Origin of the sequence: Streptomyces sp. NPDC047130 (genome assembly GCF_040643475.1) — a bacterium.
Lineage (GTDB): Bacteria > Actinomycetota > Actinomycetes > Streptomycetales > Streptomycetaceae > Streptomyces.
In genome coordinates this window covers 171,095-187,831 of record NZ_JBEYUK010000005.1, presented here as the reverse complement: position 1 = coordinate 187,831, position 16,737 = coordinate 171,095, and the positions used below count along the sequence as shown (strand labels likewise).

Sequence of the window (16,737 nt, the reverse complement as noted above, 5' to 3'; positions counted from 1 at the left end):
GCGGGCCGCCGGTGCGGTGCGCCCCGGTCACCCGGCGGACCGGGCGGCGAGACGGGTCAGGACGTCGACGGTGAGGGAACGGGCCAGCGGCACCTTGTACCCGTTGTCCCGCAGCGGTTCGGCCGCCGACAGCTCCCGCTCCAGCGCGTGCTCGAAGGCGGCGCCGGTGGGGGCGGCGCCGGTGAGCGCCTCCTCGGCCCGGCGTGCCCGCCACGGCCGGTGCGCCACGCCGCCCAGGGCGATCCCCACCCGCGCGACGACGCCGCCCTCGACCTTCAGGACGACCGCCGCGGAGGCCAGCGCGAAGGCGTACGAGGCGCGGTCGCGGACCTTCCGGTACGCGGACGGCAGCCCCCGGGTCGCGGCGGGCAGCACCACGGAGGTGACCAGCTCGCCGGGGCGGACCACGGTGTCCAGGTCCGGGCGGTCGCCGGGCAGCCGGTGGAACGCGTCGGCGGCCACCTCGCGCGCGCCGTCCGGGCCGTCCAGTTCCACGCGCGCGTCCAGGGCGGCCAGCGCCACCGCCATGTCCGACGGATGGGTGGCGACGCACCGGGCGGAGTGGCCCAGGACCGCGTGGTCGCGGTGCATGCCCTCGCGCGCCCCGCAGCCGCTGCCGGGCTCCCGCTTGTTGCACGGCTTGGACAGGTCCTGGAAGTAGGGGCACCGGGTCCGCTGGAGCAGGTTGCCGCCGGTGGTGGCCGCGTTGCGCAACTGCCCCGAGGCGCCCGCGAGCAGCGCCTGGGACAGCGCCGGCCAGCCCTCCCGGACCAGCGGATGGGCGGCCAGGTCGCTGTTGCGGACGGTGGCGCCGACGCGCAGCGACCCGTCCGGCAGCTCCTCCACCGTGTCCAGCGGGAGCCGCGAGACGTCCACCACCGTCGCCGGGCGCTCCACGCCCAGCTTCATCAGGTCCACCAGGTTGGTGCCCCCGCCCAGGTAGCGGGCGTCCGGTGCGGCGGCGTGCGCGGCGGTGGCCTCCTCGACCGTGCGGGCGCGGACGTACTCGAAGGTCCTCATGGGATCACGTCCTCCACGGCCTCGACGATGCGCGGATAGGCGCCGCAGCGGCACAGGTTGCCGCTCATCCGCTCCCGGATCTCCGCCGCGCCCAGCGGCACCGGCTCGCCGGCCTCGGTGCCGGGACCGGTGACCGCCGACGGGTGCCCCTGCGCCGCCTCGGCCAGCGCGCCCACCGCCGAGCAGAGCTGGCCGGGCGTGCAGTAGCCGCACTGGAAGGCGTCCCGGTCCACAAACGCCCGCTGCAGCGGGTGCAGCTCGCCGTCCTGGTCGGCCAGGCCCTCCACGGTGGTGACCTCGCTGCCGTCGAGGGCGACGGCGAGCAGCAGGCAGCTGTTCACCCGCCGCCCGTCGACCAGCACCGTGCACGCCCCGCACTGGCCGTGGTCGCAGCCCTTCTTGGCGCCGACCAGGTCCAGGTCCTCCCGCAGCAGGTCCAGCAGGACCCGCCGGTTGTCGACGGTCAGCGTGTGCTCCCGGCCGTTGACGGTGAGCGTCGTGCGGGAGGCGGGGGCACCGGGTGTCGGGGGCGTCCTTGGTGTCCCGGGGCTGTGCGGCGTCCCGGGTGTCCCGGGTGCTCCGGACGTACCGGGCGTCTGGGGCGTCGTCATAGCGACTGCTCGTCCTCCTCCGGTACGCGGTGCACCGCGGCCTCCTCGGCGGAGGCGGCGCCGCCGCTGATGCCCACGTCCTCGGCGAGCATGTCCTTCTCGGCGTCCTCACGGGCGCCCTCGTCCGGGGCGACCAGGCGTCCGGCGCGTTCGTCGCCCACCTGGTCGTCGAGGGGCTCGCCCTCGCCGCCCGGCAGGTCACCCACCCCGTCCCCCTCGGTGGCCGCCTCGGCCGCCGGGTCGGGCCGCTCCTCGGCCAGCCGCTCGTCCAGGCTCTCGCCCTCGCGCTGCTCCCGGGCCGTGGTGCCGTGCTGTTCCACCCCCAGCGGCCGCTCGGGGGGCGAGTAACCCTCGTCGTAGGGCTCGCTCTCCCGCTCGTTGAGGGTGTCCTCCGGGTCCAGGATCCCGTCGTCCTCGCGCCCCTCCGCGCCGTCCTGGGGCTGGTAGACCTCGTCACCGAAGTCCTGGCCGCCGGAGTTGCCGTCCATCGCGTCTGTCGGGTCAGTCATGGGACCCGCGTATCCAGCCCCGGTCGCCTGACACCCCCCGTCACGGGCCGCCACCCGGACGCGCCGCCCGGGGCCCGATCGATTCCGAAGCCGAAGCGATCCACATACGTGCATGTTCCAAAGGAAAATGCCAAAGGCCCGAACCGGGGGCGGCACATTCCGTAGTCTCTGGGGCTCTGGTCTGATGCGCGGACAGGCGAGCAGTGGGGGAGGGGATGCGGCGTGCCCGGAATCGACGAGAGCCTGCAGGAGGCGGTACGGCTGCCCGGGGCACGGGGCGCCGCACTGGTCGACTGGATCAGCGGGCTCTCCCTGGGGGCGGTCGGCGAGGCACCGGGCAAGGACCCGGAGACCGCGGCCGCCGAGATCGCCGAGGTCGCCCGCGTCAGCGCCGAGCACCGGGTCTTCGCCCCGGCGGACGCCCTCACCGACGCGGGGCCGGGACGGCGGACGTCGGGCCGGACCGGACACGAGCCGCCGGTCGAGGACGTGATCGTGACCACCGCCTCGGCCTACCACGTGCTGCGCTTCGTGCCCACCGCCTTCGACGGCAGTGTCTGCCTGCACCTGTGGCTCGACCGGACCGAGGGCAACCTCGCGATGGCCCGGATCCGGCTGGCGGAGGTCGTGGAGCGGCTGGTGCTCGGATGAGGCGGCCGGGACGGCGCCGCACCGGCGGCGGCCCCACCCCCGTGGCGGGTGCGGGAGCCGGCCCGGGAGCCGCGGTGAGTGACGAAGAGCTTGACGGGCGAGGCGAAGGGAGCGGGCCGATGACCGGCGCGGCAGGGATCGACGAGGCCGAGATCAGGGAGGAACTGCGCGGGCTGCGCTCCCGTGTCCCGGAACTGACCGGGGCGCTGCTGGCCAGCGCCGACGGACTGGTGCTGGCCCACGAGACCCCGCCGGGCACCGAACCCGAAGGGCTCGCCGCGCTCACCGCGGCCGCCCTGGGGGTCGGAGCCCGGCTCACCGACGCCGCGCGGCGCGGGGACTTCCGGGAACTCCTGGTGCGCGGCTCCGCCGGTTACGTCGCCACCTACGCCGCGGGCCCGGCGGCGGTGCTCACGCTGCTCGCCGGCGACCGGGTCAACGTGGGCCGCCTCCACCTGGAAGGACGGCGGGCGGGCAGCCGCATCGCGCACCTGATGCCCACCGCGCCCGTGCCGCCCGCCCCGGACCGGGCGCAGGCGGGAGCGGGAGCGGGGGCGGGGGCGGGGACGGTGGGGCAGCCGGCCGCGCTGCCGGTCCGCTCGCCGGGGACGACGCGCGCCGGCCGCGCCCGAGGCAACGGGCCCCGCTCCTCCGGCTCGCGGTCCACCGCCTGAGGCACGGGAGTCAGCCCTGGCGCCGCGTGGCGCGAGGGTCAGCCCTCCTCGCGCGGCCCGGCGAGCCAGCACGCCACCGCGTCCGTGACGGGCTGCCCGGTGTCGAGTTCGACGAAGGCGAACTGCCCGGACTGGTTGCACTCCAGGAACCACCAGGTCCCCTCCGCGTCCTCGGCGAAGTCGAAGGCGCCGTAGGCGAGCCGGGCGGCGTGGAGATACCCCCGCACGCCCGCCGCCACGGAGTCCGGCACGCCCACCGCCCGCCAGGCGTGGGCGGACGGGGCGAAGCGGACGTCCACGTCCTCGGGCGCGGCGTCGGGCGAGACCTCCTTCCGGGCGGCCAGCAGCCGGTCGCCGACCGCGGTCAGCCGTATGTCCGCGCGTTTGACGACCAGGCGCTGCAGCAGCGTCGGGCCCAGCGCCACCGCGTCGAAGTCGGCGTCCGGGGCCACCCGGCTGGTGGGCACCACCAGGGGCGGGTCCTGCGGGTGCGTCCCCGACACCGGCTTCACCACCAGGTCCCGGTGGCGGGCGGCGAAGTCACGGGCCGCGCGCGGCACCGTGGTGATCAGCGTGGCGGGCACCGGGAGGCCGGACTGCTGGGCCAGCCGCAGTTGCCACGGCTTGTGCCGGGCCATGTACGCAGCCTCCGGCGGGTTCATCCACCGCGCTCCGGTGCCGCGCAGCATGCCGTACAGCGCCTGTGACGCCTCCTGGACGAGCCAGTCGGAGGCATCCTCGGCGGCGCTGCCCGGAACCCCCGGCCTGCGGACCCAGACCGACCGCAGGTCCCCGAACCCCACCTGCCGGCCGCCCACCGAGAGCGCGCCGCGCAGCCCGCCCTCGCCGCCCTCCCCGCCCTCGCCGAACTCGCCGGAGAGCGCGACCGCGCCCGGAAGATCGGCCGGATCCATGCGGAGGACCGGAACGCCGCGGGCGTCGAGCCGTTCGACCACCAGGTCCGCCGTCACATCCTGTGTACATGTCAGGATCAGAACGGTCATCGCTTCGCGTCCGCGGGGCGGCGTCAGTCGTCGAAGTGCGTCTTGGAACCGGCGGTCGAGGTGGTCGCCCCCAACTCCCTCAGCAGGGCCCGGTCGTGGGCGGCCATGCGCCCGTCGTCGAGGACGTTGAGCTGCAGGAGCGGGTCGTATCTGTAGGGCGCGGTGGTGGTGACCTCGGACTCCTCCGCCGGACGGGCGTATTCGAGGGCGAACATGCGCATGGGTCTCTCCCTGGGACGGTCCGTCACATTCCTCGCTCGGACACGACCCGCCCGGCCCCGTGACGAGGTTGTCGGACGCTCCGCCTCCAGGGACTTATACGTGCCGGGCCGGTGATTGGTTTCCTCACGCTCCGTGACCGTCCGAGGGGGTGGCGAGAAAAGTTGGTTTGACGTGGCGCACACGGAACATCCGATGAAAGGACAGATAACCTGGATGACTGTGGAGGAATGGTGGGCATCATCGCCTGGATCCTGATCGGCCTGATCGCCGGCGCCATCGCCAAGGCGCTGCTCCCGGGGCGCGACCCCGGCGGCATCATCATCACCATGCTGATCGGCGTGGCCGGTGGTCTGCTGGGTGGCTGGCTGGGCAAGGTCATCTTCGGCGTCGACTCGATCGACGGCTTCTTCGACCTTTCCACGTGGATCGCCGCCATCATCGGCTCGGTGATCCTTCTGCTGATCTACCGTGCCTTCACCGGCGGTCGACGCACACACCGTCACGCCTGACCCGAGCGGTCGCACCGCTCGCAACTCGTCGGCGCCCGCACCGGTTTCCGGTGCGGGCGCCGACGTGTGCGCCCGGGAGCGGCGGGCCGGGCCGGGACTGCCGCCCCCTTCGCGCGGGGGGCCAGGCCGGGGGGCGCCGGCCTGCGGCCTGCGGTGCGAGCGGGACGGCCTCGGCCCGCAGCGGCCGGTCGGGCGGACGCGTCGGTCGGGCGGACGCGCGGTCAGACGGGCGCGTCGCCGGGACCGCGCAGCAGCGCGTCCGCGTGGTCGAGCCCGGACTCCCGGACGATCTCGTCCAGCGTCTGCGCCGAGCGCACCGTCGCGAAGACGATGCCGCCGCCGTCCGCCGCGGCCCGGTACCCGTGCACCGCGGGCCGCGGCAGGCTGTTGTAGCTCCACGCGGCGGTGAAGCAGTAGACGCCCGCGTCGTGCAGCACCACCCAGTCGCCCTCGGCGAGTTCGGGCAGCTCCCTGTCGTGCGCCACCACGTCCCCGGCGAAGCAGAGCGGGCCTGCGACGTCCTGCCGCAGAGCCGGTGAGGTCTTCGGCCGTCCGTCCGGCCCGTGGGCCGAGACCCGCAGCGCCCAGGCGTCCGGCAGCAGCACGGTGCGCGTCGCGACCTGGGCGCCCGCGTGGGTGAGCGCCACCCGGCGCCCTCCCGCGTCCTTGGCGTACTCCACCCGCGCGGCGAGGAACCCGTTCTTCGCCAGCAGCGACCGTCCGAACTCGGTGACCAGCCGGTAGCGCCCGTCCAGCAGCGCAGGCTCCGCCTCGCGGAGCGCGGCCACGTACTCGGCGTGCGTCGGGGTGACCCGGTCGTCGGCGTGGTTGACGGGCAGTCCGCCGCCGATGTCGAGGCCGGTGACCCGGCGTTCGCCCAGTCGCTCGTCGATGACGGCCGCCAGCCGGTGCGCCGCCGCGACCCCCTCGGCGATCAGCGGCAGCGGGCAGCCCTGGGAACCGACGTGGACGTGCAGCCGGGTCAGCCAGGGGTGGCGGGCGAAGGCCTCCACGATCCGGTCCCCGGCCCCCGCGTCCCGCAGCGCCACGCCGAACTTCGCGTGGTCGGTGGCGGTGCTGGTGGCCGCGATGGAGCCACCGCCGACCTGCGGGTTGATCCGCAGGCCCAGCACCGACGAGCAGTCCGCCCGCCGCAGCCGCGCGACGCGCTCCACCTCGGCCAGGTTGTCCGCGTTCACCGCCACACCCAGCTCCAGCGCCTCCCGCAGCTCGGACCCGGTCTTCACGGGGGAGTCCAGCACGATCCGCTCCGGCTCGAACCCGGCCGCGAGCGCCAGCCGGAGCTCTCCGGGGCTCGCCACCTCGCACCCCATGCCGGCCGCCGCGAGCAGCCGCAGCACGGGCACCAGCGGACACGCAGCACGTCGGGGACCCCGGCGAACGCGGTGCGCAGCCCTTCCACCGAGCGCAGGATCCCCGCGGTGTCCAGGAACCCTGCCACCGGCCGGTCCGGGCCGACCAGCCCGGCCGCGAGGGCGCGCGACAGGACGTCGGCGACGGCCGGCCGGGCGTCCCCGACGGGCGACGGCGCGGCAGAGTTCATCTCCGACTCCTCACAGACACGGCGGCGACGGCGTACAGGCCCGCGCCCGCCGCCGCTCCGAGGGGCGGCACGGCGCGCGCCGCGTACAGCCTCCCCCTTCGCGGCCCCACGAGCCAGACGGCGTCCGCCCTGCTCATCGCCCCCGGCCGGCCCGCCGACGACCCCGACCGCGTCACGGCAGCGCGGCGACACCGGTGATTTTGCCGATGTACGCGTCCGGCGGGCGGCCCGACAGTGGCGTTGCCAGTCAGCGGCAGCACCGCCGGCGGCGCGGACACGTCAGGACGACGCGTGCCGCGACCGCGAGGGCGACTGCCTCGTCAGAGAGGACGACTCGTCGTGCAGCACTCGCAGAGCAGCCCGTCCAACGACGCTCTCCCCACGCCGGCCACCCGTCGGCGCCGTCTCGGCCGCGTCGCCGGCCTGTCCGCCTCCGTGGCCGCAGCCGTCGCCTTCAGCACCCTCGCCGCCCCGGGCGCCACCGCGGCGGACAACCCGTACGAGCGGGGACCGGCCCCGACGAACTCCAGCATCGAGGCGCTCCGCGGCCCGTACTCGGTGTCCAGCACCTCCGTCTCGTCCCTGCTGGTGTCAGGGTTCGGCGGCGGCACCGTCTACTACCCGACCACCACCAGCGACGGCACCTTCGGCGCCGTGGTGATCACCCCGGGCTTCACCGCCTACGAGTCGTCCATCTCGTGGCTCGGCGAGCGCCTCGCCTCCCAGGGCTTCGTGGTGTTCACCATCGACACCATCACCACCGCGGACCAGCCCGCCTCCCGCGGCGACCAGATGCTGGCGGCGGCCGACTACCTGACGCAGCGCAGCTCCGTCCGCACGCGCATCGACGCCAACCGGGTCGCCCTGATGGGCCACTCCATGGGCGGCGGCGGCACCCTCGAGGCGGCCAAGGACCGGCCGTCCATCAAGGCCATCATCCCGATGACGCCGTGGAACCTGGACAAGACCTGGTCCGAGATCCGGACGCCCACGCTGATCTTCGGCGCGGAGAACGACAGCATCGCCTCGGTCACCACCCACTCCGAGCCGTTCTACACCAGCATCCCGTCGAGCACCGAGAAGGCGTACCTGGAGCTGAACGGCGCCACGCACTTCGCGCCCAACACCTCCAACACGACGATCGCGAAGTACAGCATCTCCTGGCTGAAGCGGTGGGTCGACGACGACACCCGCTACTCCCAGTTCCTCTGCCCGGGCCCCAGCACCGGTCTCTTCAGCGACGTCGAGGAGTACCGCAACACCTGCGCCTTCTGACCCGGGGGACCCTGACGGCGGCCGCGCCCCGCGCGCGGCCGCCGTTCGGCGTGCCCGGAACCGCCCGCGCCCCCTCCCGGGCACCGGCCCTCGCACCCGGAGAGACCGGAGAGACCGGAGAGACCGGAAAGACCGGAAAGACAGGAAAGACCGGGGAGCCCGGACGTGTGCCGCCGCACAGCCGGCCGCCTCCGCCCGTGGACGGCCACACACCCGCGCACCGGGCCCGGACCGGAGGCTTCCGGCGGGCTTTACTCCTCCGTAACATCGCGGGAATGACCGGACAGACGACCGTCATCAACCCCCCACGGACGCACGGCCGCGGCGAGGAACTGCGCGCGGCCGCCGCCACCCTGACGAACCGTCTGGAGGACGGCAGCGCCGTCCTCCTCCTGGCCGGCGAGCCCGGCCTCGGGCGCACCACCCTGCTCGAGGACGTCGCCCGCTCCTTCACCGCCGGCCCCGTCCTGCGCGTCGGCGCGGCCGCCGCCGAATCCCGCCTCCCCTACAGCGGCGTCCACGCCGTGCGCTGCGCCGCCGCCCGCACCGTGGGCGACCTCCCGCGCACCCCCAGGACCCCCGAGGGCCTGCTCGACCTGCTCGGAGCCGCCGCCGCGGGCGGCCCGCTCCTGCTCTGCGTCGACGACGCCCACCTCTGGGACGCCCCCTCCCGGGCCGCGCTCGGCTTCGCCGCCCGCCGCCTGCACGCCGCCGGCCGGGTCGGCCTGCTCGTCTCCGTCACCGGGCACCGCGCCGCCGACCCCGACTTCGCCGGACTTCCCGTCCTGCGCCTCGGCCCGCTGTCCCGGTCCGCCGCCCAGGCACTGCTGGCCGACCTCCTCCCCGGCGGCGTCGACCCCGCCGTGCGGGAGGAACTCCTCACCGAGGCCGACGGCAACCCCTCCCTCCTGCACGCCCTGGTCCGGCGCCTCACGCCCGACGAACTCGCCGGGGCAGCCCCGCTGCCCCGGCCCCTCGCCGACGCCGACGTGCTGGCCTGCGTGGTCGGCGAGAGCCTGACCGGACTGCCCGCCGGGCTGGACGACCTGCTGCTCACCGCCGCCGCGGCCCACGAGACCGCCCCGCCCGACGGACGGGCCGGGGTCGACGCCGACCTGGTGCTCCGCGCCGCCGGCCGGCTGGGCGGAGCCGCCGCCCCGCCGCCCCGCGCCGAACGCGCCGTGGACCTGATCGCGGTCGCCGACGGCCGCCTCCGCTTCACCGGCACCCTGATCCGCCGCGCCGTCCACGCGGCCGCCCGCCCGGCGCGGCGCCGCGCCGCCCACCGGGCGCTCGCCGCCGTCCTGACCGCGGACGGCCACCGCCTCGCCGCCCTGCTGCACCTCGCCCACTCCGTCAGCGCCCCCGACGCCGCGCTCGCCGACGACCTGGCCCGCACCGCGCTCGACCCGGCGACCGACGCCACCCACCTGCGGCGCGCCGCCGCCCTGGCCCGGGCCGCCGACCTCACCCTCGGCGCCACCCTGCGCGCCGAGCGCCGCACGGCCGCCGCCGAACAGGCCCTGCTCGCCGGACGACCCGCCCAGGCGCGCGGCCTCCTCGCCGACGCCGGCGGCCCCGAGGCCCGGGCCACCGTGCGCGGCCGCGCCGAGATGCTCCGCGGCGTGATGACCCTCGGGGACGGCCCCGTGGCCGACGCCCACGCCTCCCTGCTGTTCGCCCGCTCCCTGCTGGCCGGTGAGGCGCCCGCTCTGGCGCTGGCCGCCACCGTCGCCGCGGCGGACGCCGCCTGGGCCGCGGGGGACATGACCGGCTGCCTCTCGGCCCTCGCCACGGCCTCGGCCACCGCCCCCGAACCCGAACCCGGCCGTCCGGACCCGGTGCGGGACTACCTCACCGGGATGCGCGCCATCCTCGAGGCCCGCCTCGCCGACGCCGCCCGCCCGCTGCGCCGGGTCCTCGACCACGGCTGGACCCAGGACGAACCCGAGGCGCTGCACCGCGCGGCGACCGCCGCCCTGCTGCTCGGCGAGGTGGACACCGCCTGCCGGGCCGGGGCCCGCGCCCTGGCGGCCGCCCGCGCCCGCGGTTACGACGCCTTCGTCCCGCAGACCCTCGAATACCTCGCCTACGCCGAACTCCGGGCCGGCCGCCACGCCCGGGCGCGCGCCCACGCCGAGGAGGGCCTGCGCTGCGCCCTCCACTCCCGGCGGCGCAACACCGTGGCCCACCACCGCGCCATCCTCGCCCTAGCCTCCTCCATCGAGGGCGACGTCGACGAGGTGACCGCCCAGGCCGCCGCGGCCCTCGAGACGGCGCGCGGCCACGGCCTGGCGCAGACCGCCACCCTCGCCGAATGGGCCGCCGGGCGGGCCGAACTGGGCCGTGGCCGCCCCTCCGAGGCGGCCGCCCGGCTCGGCCCGCTGGTCAGACCCGGGCGTACCGGCGGCCACTTCGCCGTCCGGGCCCTGGTGATGCCCTGCTTCGTCGAGGCGGCCGTCCTCGCCGACCGCGTCGACGAGGCCCGCATCGTGGTCGAGGAGTTCGAACTCTGGGCCGACTTCGGCGCCGACCCCCAGGCGCCAGCCCAGCTCGCCCGCTGCCGCGCCCTGCTGGTCCCGCCGGACGACCCCGGCACCGCCGACACCCTGTACCGGCAGGCCCTGGAACTCCACGAACAGGCGGGCGGCGACTTCGAGCAGGCCCGCACCCAACTCCTCTACGGCAAATGGCTGCGCCGCCGGCGACGCCCCCGGGAGGCCCGCGGCCGCCTCCGCGACGCCCTGCACATCTTCGACCGCTGCGGCGCGCGGGTCTGGGCCGACCAGGCCCGCGCCGAACTGCGCGCCAACGGCGAGGCCCCGGCCGCGCCCCAGGACGGCGCGCTCGCCCGGCTGACGCCCCAGCAGCAGCGGATCGCCCGCTGCGTGGCGGGCGGCGACACCAACCGCGAGGTCGCCCAGCGCCTGTCCGTCAGCACCCGCACCGTCGACCACCACCTGCGCAACATCTTCGCGGCGCTGGGCGTGCGCTCCCGCGTCGAACTCGCCCGCCTGGTCGGCCAGGAGCTCTGACGGCGGGCGCCTCGGCGGCGGCCTGCGGCGGCGGCCCGTCCGCCACTCACCCGCAACGCGCTCGCCACACGCACGGCATACGCACGGCACCGATCGGTAACAAATGAGCAACTGGCTGCACACCCCTAGGGACCGACCGGACGGTATGTCATTCTGCGTAACAGGACGAGTCAGGCGACGGCCGCACCGCGGCCCCCGGACCCCGGGGGCCGCCGGCACGGCCGCCGCGCGCGTACTGCCGGGGAGCCGACCTCGGAGGAGGATCGCGATGTACCAAGCCGTACGGTCACGAGGTGCCCTGCGCCCCGCGACACCCGCCGTACCACGGCCGCGCTCACCACGCTTCCGTTCGCTGACCGACGCGGAGGCGCTCCGCGTCCTGCACCGAGCGGCGCGGGTCATCCAGGACGACCTGCCGGACCTCACCGACCGGCTGGTGGCCGCGTTGCGCGAGCAGGAACCCGTCTACCGGGCGGCCATGGAGACTGAGCCCACCGGCACCTGGCAGGAGGCCCACGGCTCCCTGCGGCACAGCGTCGCCTCCCTGCTCGACCCGCGCACCGCCCGCGAGGAGGCCCGCCGCTGCTCGTGGAAGATCGGCGCCACCCGCGCCGAACAGGGCTTCCCGCTCGACGCCCTGCTGCACGCCTTCCGCCTCGGCGGTTCGCTGGTCTGGCAGGCACTCGTCGAGGAGACCTCCCGCACGTCCCCCGACGACGTCCGCCTGCTGGTCCACGTCGCCGCCGACGTCTGGAACTTCGTCGACGAACACTGCACCCTCGTCGCCGACGCCTACCGCCAGGTCGAACGGCGTCTCGCCTGGCGGCGGGAGAACCGGCTGCGCCTGCTCACCGCCGCCCTCCTCGACGGCACCAGCCGCATCGCCGACCTCCCCGAGGCCGCCGAGGCGCTCGGCCTGCCCGAACAGGGCCGGTACGCCGTCGTGGCGGTCAGCGCGGGTGCCGCGGCCGAGAGCGCCGCGGCCCGCGCCGCTGCCGTCCCGGCCGGCATGCGGGTGCACTGGCACACCGGCGTCGACCTCGACCACGGCATCGTCCTGCTCGAGGACGACCAGGCACTGCGCCGCCTGGCCACCGGACCCGGCGTGCCCGAGGGCGCCCGCGTCGGCGTCGGCCTCGCCGTCGACGGCCTGGCCGCGCTCGGCGACGCCCGCCGGCACGCCGACACCGCCCTCGGCATCTGCCCCGACGGCGGCGGCAGCGTGCGCCTCCACGAACAACTCCCCTCCGCCCTGCTGCTCTCCCGGCCGGAACTCGGCCGGGCGCTCGCCGAGGAGGTCCTCGGCCCGCTGCTGCGGCTCGAACCCGCCGACCGCGACGTCCTGCTGGACACCCTCGCCGCCTGGCTGGAATGCGACGGCTCGGCCCAGCGGGCGGGAACCCGCCTCTACTGCCACCGCAACACGGTCCTCAACCGGCTCCGCCGCTGCGAGCAGCTGACCGGCCGCTCCCTCACCCGGCCCGGCGACGTCGTCCAGGTCAGCCTGGCCCTGGCCGCCCGCCGCCTGCTGCGCCCCTGAGGCCCGCGCGGGCCCCCGAAGGCCACCGCGCGCCCCGTGCCCCGGACCGCCCGACCGCGGTCCGGGGCACAGCCGTGTCCACCGCCCGCGCCGCCGCCCGCGGCCGTCCGCGAAGCCCACTGGGCACCCGCACAACCCGCCGCCACCAGCGTTGGTGCACCGCCGCGAGCTTGGGTTTTCCGCTGTACCACCCCCCTCGGCGCGTGCTGATCTGAGCACCACTTCCGCACGGAACATCCAGGCGGATACCCGCACGGACGAACGACGAGCCCCGTGCCCAGGCCCCGGTCCCGACAGGGCCGGCCACCTTCGGCCCCCGCCCCGGCCCCGGTCGCGCGGCACGCAACCAAGGAGCAGTGATGCCCCGAGCATCGGACGAGGCGTCCACCCTCAGGGTGGAGCACCTCGACGTGACCTACGGACGCGCGGTCTCCGCACTGCGCTCCGTGAGTCTGGACGTGCCGCCCGGCAGCGTCGTCACCCTGCTCGGCGCCAACGGCGCCGGCAAGACCACCCTGCTGCGCGCCGTGTCCGGCACCCTGCGCCTGCACCGCGGAGCCGTCACCGCGGGCGGCATCCGCTACGGCGACACCGTCCTCGACGGTCAGGACCCGGTCGCCGCGGTGCGCGCCGGAGTCGTCCAGGTGCCCGAGGGCAGGCGGGTCTTCGCCGGCCTCACGGTGGACGAGAACCTGCGCTCCGGCGGCCTCGGCCTCGGCCGGCGCAGCCCCGAGCGGATCAAGGAGGGCCGCGACCGCGTCTTCGCGCTCTTCCCGCGCCTGGCCGAACGCACCCGCCAGCAGGCCGGCCTGCTCTCCGGCGGCGAGCAGCAGATGCTCGCCATCGGACGCGCCCTGATGGCCGCCCCCAAGCTGCTCCTGCTGGACGAGCCCTCCCTCGGCCTGGCCCCGCAGATGGTCGAGCGGATCGCCGAGGTGATCCGCGAGATCAACGGCCAGGGCACCTCCGTGCTGCTGGTCGAGCAGAACGCCGGCATGGCGCTCGCCCTCGCCGACCACGCCCACGTCCTCGAGGTGGGCGAGGTCCGGCTCTCCGGACCCGCCGACGAGCTGGCCCGCACCGACGCCGTCCGCCGCCTCTACCTCGGCGAGGCGGACGAGCCCGCCACGACCGACGGCGCCGCCCCGGGCGGCCCGGAGAGGGGCGCCGCGTGAACCCCAGGCCCTCCGGCACGTCCCCCGTCGCCCCCGAGCCCCTCGAGGTCGACGGCGTCACCGTCCGCTTCGCCGGCCTCACCGCCCTCGACGACGTCTCCTTCACCGTCGCCCCCGGCACCGTCCACGCGGTGATCGGCCCCAACGGCGCCGGCAAGTCCACCTGCTTCAACGTCCTCTCCGGCCTCTACCGGCCCGCCTCGGGCACCGTCCGCTACGGCGAGCACCGCCTCACCGGCCTCGCCCCGCACCGGATCGCCGCCCTCGGCGTCGCGCGGACCTTCCAGAACATCGTCACCACCGAGGGCACCGTCGGCGACAACCTGATGCTGGGCCGGCACGCCCTCACCCGCGCCGGCTTCGTCTCCTCCGCGCTGCACCTGCCGCACGCCGTCCGGGAACAGCGCACCCACCTCGCCCGGGCCCGCGAGATCGCCGGACTCGTCGGCCTCGAGCGCCACTTCGACCAGCCCGTCGCCCTGCTGTCCTACGGCGACCGCAAGCGCGTGGAGATGGCGCGGGCCCTGTGCCTGGAACCGCGCGTCCTCCTGCTGGACGAGCCCGTCGCCGGCATGAACACCACCGAACGCGCCGCGGCCGTCGAGGTCATCCGCACCGTGCGGGAGCAACTCGGCCTGTCCATCGTGCTGGTGGAGCACGACATGGGCCTGGTGATGCGGCTCGCCGACGAGGTCACCGTCCTCGACTTCGGCCGGCGCATCGCCCACGGAACCCCCGACGCCGTCCGGCGGGACCCCGAGGTGCTGCGCGCCTACCTCGGCACCGCCGCCGGGAGCGGCGGCCCCGAGGACCCCGGCCCGGCCGGCTCCGGCCCCGAAGGCGCGGGCTCCTCAGCACCCGGAAAGGAAGCGGCATGACAGGCCTGCTCGACACCCTCCTGGCGGGCCTCGCCCTCGGAGCGGTCTACGCCCTGGTGGCGCTCGGCTTCGTCATCATCTTCAAGGCGTCGCACGTCATGAACTTCGCCCACGGCTCGATGCTGCTCTTCGGCGGCTACCTCACCGCCGTGCTCCACGAGGACCTCGGCTTCGCCGGCGCCCTGGCCGTGGGCGTGCTGGCCACCGCCGCGCTGGCCGGAGTCGTCGACCGGGTCCTGCTGCAGCGCCTGCCGCAGGACCCCAAGGCGGCCCACGTCGCCACCATCGTCACCATCGGCGTCGACATCCTGATCGTCACCGACCTGGCCCGCCGCATCGGCGGCGACCTGCTGTCGCTAGGCGACCCGTGGGGCGACAAGGTCCGCACCTTCGGCCCGGTGACCGTCGCCGACAGCCGGCTGGCCGCCATCGCGGTCTCCGCCCTGGTCATCGGCGGCGTCTTCGCCCTCTTCCGGTACAGCCGCTGGGGCCTGTCGCTGCGCTGCGCCGCCGAGGACACCGAGGCGGCCGCCCTGCAGGGCGTTCGGCTCGGCCGGACCCGGATGCTCGCCTGGTGCCTGGCCGGCGCCCTCGCCGCGCTCGCCGCGGTCTTCCTCGCCGCCTTCCCGGCCACCGGCCTGGAGCGCACCACCGGACAGATCGCCCTCAAGGCCTTCCCGGCCGCCATCCTCGGCGGCCTCGCCTCACCCGTGGGCGCCCTGGCGGGCAGCCTGGTGATCGGCCTGACCGAGGCCTTCGTCATCACCTACCAGAGCGACCTGCACGTCCTCGGCGACGGGCTCAGCGACGTCGCCCCGTACGTGGTCATGGTCCTGGTGCTGCTGGTGCGGCCCAACGGACTCTTCGGAGCGAAGGGAGCGGCCCGTGTCTGACGCCGCCAAGCCCCTGCTGCGCCTCGGCGGGATCCTCGTCCCGCTGCTGGTCCTCTGCGCGCTGCCGCTCTACCTGGAGGCGTACTGGCTGCGGATCGGGCTCTTCTCCATGGCCGCCGCCATCGGCGCCATCGGACTGAGCCTGCTGTCCGGGACCGCCGGCCAGCTCTCCATGGGCCACGCCTTCTTCCTGGCCGTCGGCGCCTACGGGTACGTCTGGTTCTCCGGCGACCCCGGCCTCGGGCTGCCCCCGGTGATCGCCATGGTGCTGGCCGTGCTGCTCGCCGGAGCGGCGGGCGGCGTCTTCAGCCCCGTCGCGGGCCGGGTGAAGGGCATGTACCTCGGCATCGCCACCCTGGCGCTGGTCTTCATCGGCCACCACCTGATGCTCACCATGGACGGCGTCACCGGAGGCTTCAACGGCCGCTCGGTGGAGCCGATGGAGATCGGCGGACTCGTCCTCGACTCCGGGCACGACGACCTCGGCCTGTTCGGCGTCCCGTTCGGCGCCGAGGAGCGCCTCTGGTACTTCGGGCTGCTGCTGCTGGCCTTCACCTGGTTCACCGCCCGCGGCCTGCTGCGCGGACGCCCCGGCCGGGCCCTGGTGGCCCTGCGGGACAGCGAGACCGCGGCGTCCGTGATGGGCGTGCCGGTGGCCCGCTACCGCTCGTCGGCGTTCGTGGTCTCCTCCATGTACGCCGGCCTCGCCGGGGTCCTGCTGGCCCTGTCCTTCCGGCGCGTGGTGCCCGACTACTTCGGGCTGGTCCTCTCCATCGACTACCTGGCCATGATCGTCATCGGTGGTCTGGGCTCGGTCGCGGGCGCGGTGGCCGGAGCGTTCTTCGTGACCGCCCTGCCGCTGGTGATGGCCAAGTACGCCGACCAGCTCCCGCTGGTCGCCGCCCCCGGCTCCCCGGACGGATCGCTCGGTCCCACCGAGGCCGCCCGCTACCTGTATGGCGCCGCGATCGTCGTGATCCTGCTGTGGGCCCCCGACGGCCTGCACGGACTCGTCCGCCGGCTCCGGCTGCGGCTGCGGCGCAAGCCGTCCGCGCCGCCCCACGACACCGGGCTCGCCGAGCCCGTGACCCCCGCACCGTCCGCCGTTCCCGTCGTCACCGTCAAGGAGCACACCCCGTGAACGCAACGCCTTCCGCGCACCGTCGCGCCACCCGCA

The 16,737-nt window shown here is 75.6% G+C and carries 15 protein-coding genes and 1 pseudogene; 10 read left to right on the top strand and 6 right to left on the bottom strand.

Features of this window, described 5'->3' with window-relative positions:
* Window positions 1–27: 27 nt before the first annotated feature.
* The 3 genes from ABZ836_RS10045 to ABZ836_RS10035 are packed head-to-tail and all read right to left on the bottom strand — an operon-like array spanning window position 28 to window position 2,119.
* Window positions 28–1,020 (bottom strand): xanthine dehydrogenase family protein subunit M, encoded by a 993-nt coding sequence (locus ABZ836_RS10045; protein WP_361141082.1) that lies wholly within the window; start codon window positions 1,018–1,020, stop codon window positions 28–30.
* The gene (locus ABZ836_RS10040; protein ID WP_361141080.1) at window positions 1,017–1,631 is read right to left on the bottom strand and encodes a 2Fe-2S iron-sulfur cluster-binding protein; all 615 of its coding nucleotides are present in this window, start codon (window positions 1,629–1,631) and stop codon (window positions 1,017–1,019) included. Before ABZ836_RS10040 ends, ABZ836_RS10045 begins: the two co-directional genes overlap by 4 nt.
* Window positions 1,628–2,119 carry a DUF5709 domain-containing protein gene (locus ABZ836_RS10035; protein WP_361141200.1) on the bottom strand — a complete coding sequence of 164 codons (492 nt, stop codon included), beginning with the start codon at window positions 2,117–2,119 and terminating at the stop codon, window positions 1,628–1,630. Before ABZ836_RS10035 ends, ABZ836_RS10040 begins: the two co-directional genes overlap by 4 nt.
* Window positions 2,120–2,362: 243 nt before the next feature.
* On the opposite strand from ABZ836_RS10035, the gene ABZ836_RS10030 reads away from it, so the two are divergent.
* Together ABZ836_RS10030 and ABZ836_RS10025 are read left to right on the top strand one after the other, a co-directional pair.
* The gene (locus ABZ836_RS10030; protein ID WP_356132868.1) at window positions 2,363–2,791 is read left to right on the top strand and encodes a hypothetical protein; all 429 of its coding nucleotides are present in this window, start codon (window positions 2,363–2,365) and stop codon (window positions 2,789–2,791) included.
* A gap of 119 nt (window positions 2,792–2,910) precedes the next feature.
* Entirely contained in the window at window positions 2,911–3,465 is a 555-nt protein-coding gene (locus ABZ836_RS10025; protein ID WP_356132866.1) for a roadblock/LC7 domain-containing protein, read from the top strand.
* 38 nt (window positions 3,466–3,503) lie between these two features.
* Here the strand turns inward: ABZ836_RS10025 and tgmB are convergent, their stop codons facing one another.
* Window positions 3,504–4,469, bottom strand: coding sequence for an ATP-grasp ribosomal peptide maturase (gene tgmB, locus ABZ836_RS10020; protein ID WP_361141077.1), 966 nt, complete (start codon window positions 4,467–4,469; stop codon window positions 3,504–3,506).
* Window positions 4,470–4,492: 23 nt separating this feature from the next.
* The gene (gene tgmA / locus ABZ836_RS10015; RefSeq protein WP_356132862.1) at window positions 4,493–4,690 is read right to left on the bottom strand and encodes a putative ATP-grasp-modified RiPP; all 198 of its coding nucleotides are present in this window, start codon (window positions 4,688–4,690) and stop codon (window positions 4,493–4,495) included.
* Between the two features lie 231 nt (window positions 4,691–4,921).
* Between tgmA and ABZ836_RS10010 the strand changes: the two genes are divergently transcribed.
* Window positions 4,922–5,200, top strand: coding sequence for a GlsB/YeaQ/YmgE family stress response membrane protein (locus ABZ836_RS10010; RefSeq protein ID WP_356133006.1), 279 nt, complete (start codon window positions 4,922–4,924; stop codon window positions 5,198–5,200).
* Window positions 5,201–5,421: 221 nt separating this feature from the next.
* On the opposite strand, the pseudogene ABZ836_RS10005 reads toward ABZ836_RS10010, so the two are convergent.
* Window positions 5,422–6,764: pseudogene (locus ABZ836_RS10005) on the bottom strand (diaminopimelate decarboxylase).
* A 339-nt stretch (window positions 6,765–7,103) separates the two neighbouring features.
* Here ABZ836_RS10005 and ABZ836_RS10000 point away from each other — a divergent pair.
* The 7 genes from ABZ836_RS10000 to ABZ836_RS09970 all read left to right on the top strand — a co-directional run bounded on the left by ABZ836_RS10000 (window position 7,104) and on the right by ABZ836_RS09970 (window position 16,701).
* The gene (locus tag ABZ836_RS10000; RefSeq protein ID WP_356132858.1) at window positions 7,104–8,039 is read left to right on the top strand and encodes an alpha/beta hydrolase; all 936 of its coding nucleotides are present in this window, start codon (window positions 7,104–7,106) and stop codon (window positions 8,037–8,039) included.
* A 275-nt stretch (window positions 8,040–8,314) separates the two neighbouring features.
* Window positions 8,315–11,074: a LuxR C-terminal-related transcriptional regulator gene (locus ABZ836_RS09995; RefSeq protein WP_356132856.1), complete on the top strand. Its 2,760-nt coding sequence runs from the start codon at window positions 8,315–8,317 to the stop codon at window positions 11,072–11,074.
* 268 nt (window positions 11,075–11,342) lie between these two features.
* Window positions 11,343–12,614: a helix-turn-helix domain-containing protein gene (locus ABZ836_RS09990; RefSeq protein ID WP_356132854.1), complete on the top strand. Its 1,272-nt coding sequence runs from the start codon at window positions 11,343–11,345 to the stop codon at window positions 12,612–12,614.
* Between the two features lie 359 nt (window positions 12,615–12,973).
* Window positions 12,974–13,789: an ABC transporter ATP-binding protein gene (locus ABZ836_RS09985; RefSeq protein WP_356132852.1), complete on the top strand. Its 816-nt coding sequence runs from the start codon at window positions 12,974–12,976 to the stop codon at window positions 13,787–13,789.
* Entirely contained in the window at window positions 13,786–14,667 is an 882-nt protein-coding gene (locus ABZ836_RS09980; protein ID WP_356132850.1) for an ABC transporter ATP-binding protein, read from the top strand. The genes ABZ836_RS09985 and ABZ836_RS09980 overlap by 4 nt, the downstream gene beginning before the upstream one ends.
* Entirely contained in the window at window positions 14,664–15,560 is an 897-nt protein-coding gene (locus ABZ836_RS09975) for a branched-chain amino acid ABC transporter permease (protein WP_356132848.1), read from the top strand. Before ABZ836_RS09980 ends, ABZ836_RS09975 begins: the two co-directional genes overlap by 4 nt.
* A complete protein-coding gene (locus tag ABZ836_RS09970) occupies window positions 15,553–16,701 on the top strand; it encodes a branched-chain amino acid ABC transporter permease (RefSeq protein ID WP_356132846.1) in 1,149 nt (382 codons plus the stop codon). The genes ABZ836_RS09975 and ABZ836_RS09970 overlap by 8 nt, the downstream gene beginning before the upstream one ends.
* The last annotated feature ends 36 nt before the right edge of the window (window positions 16,702–16,737 follow it).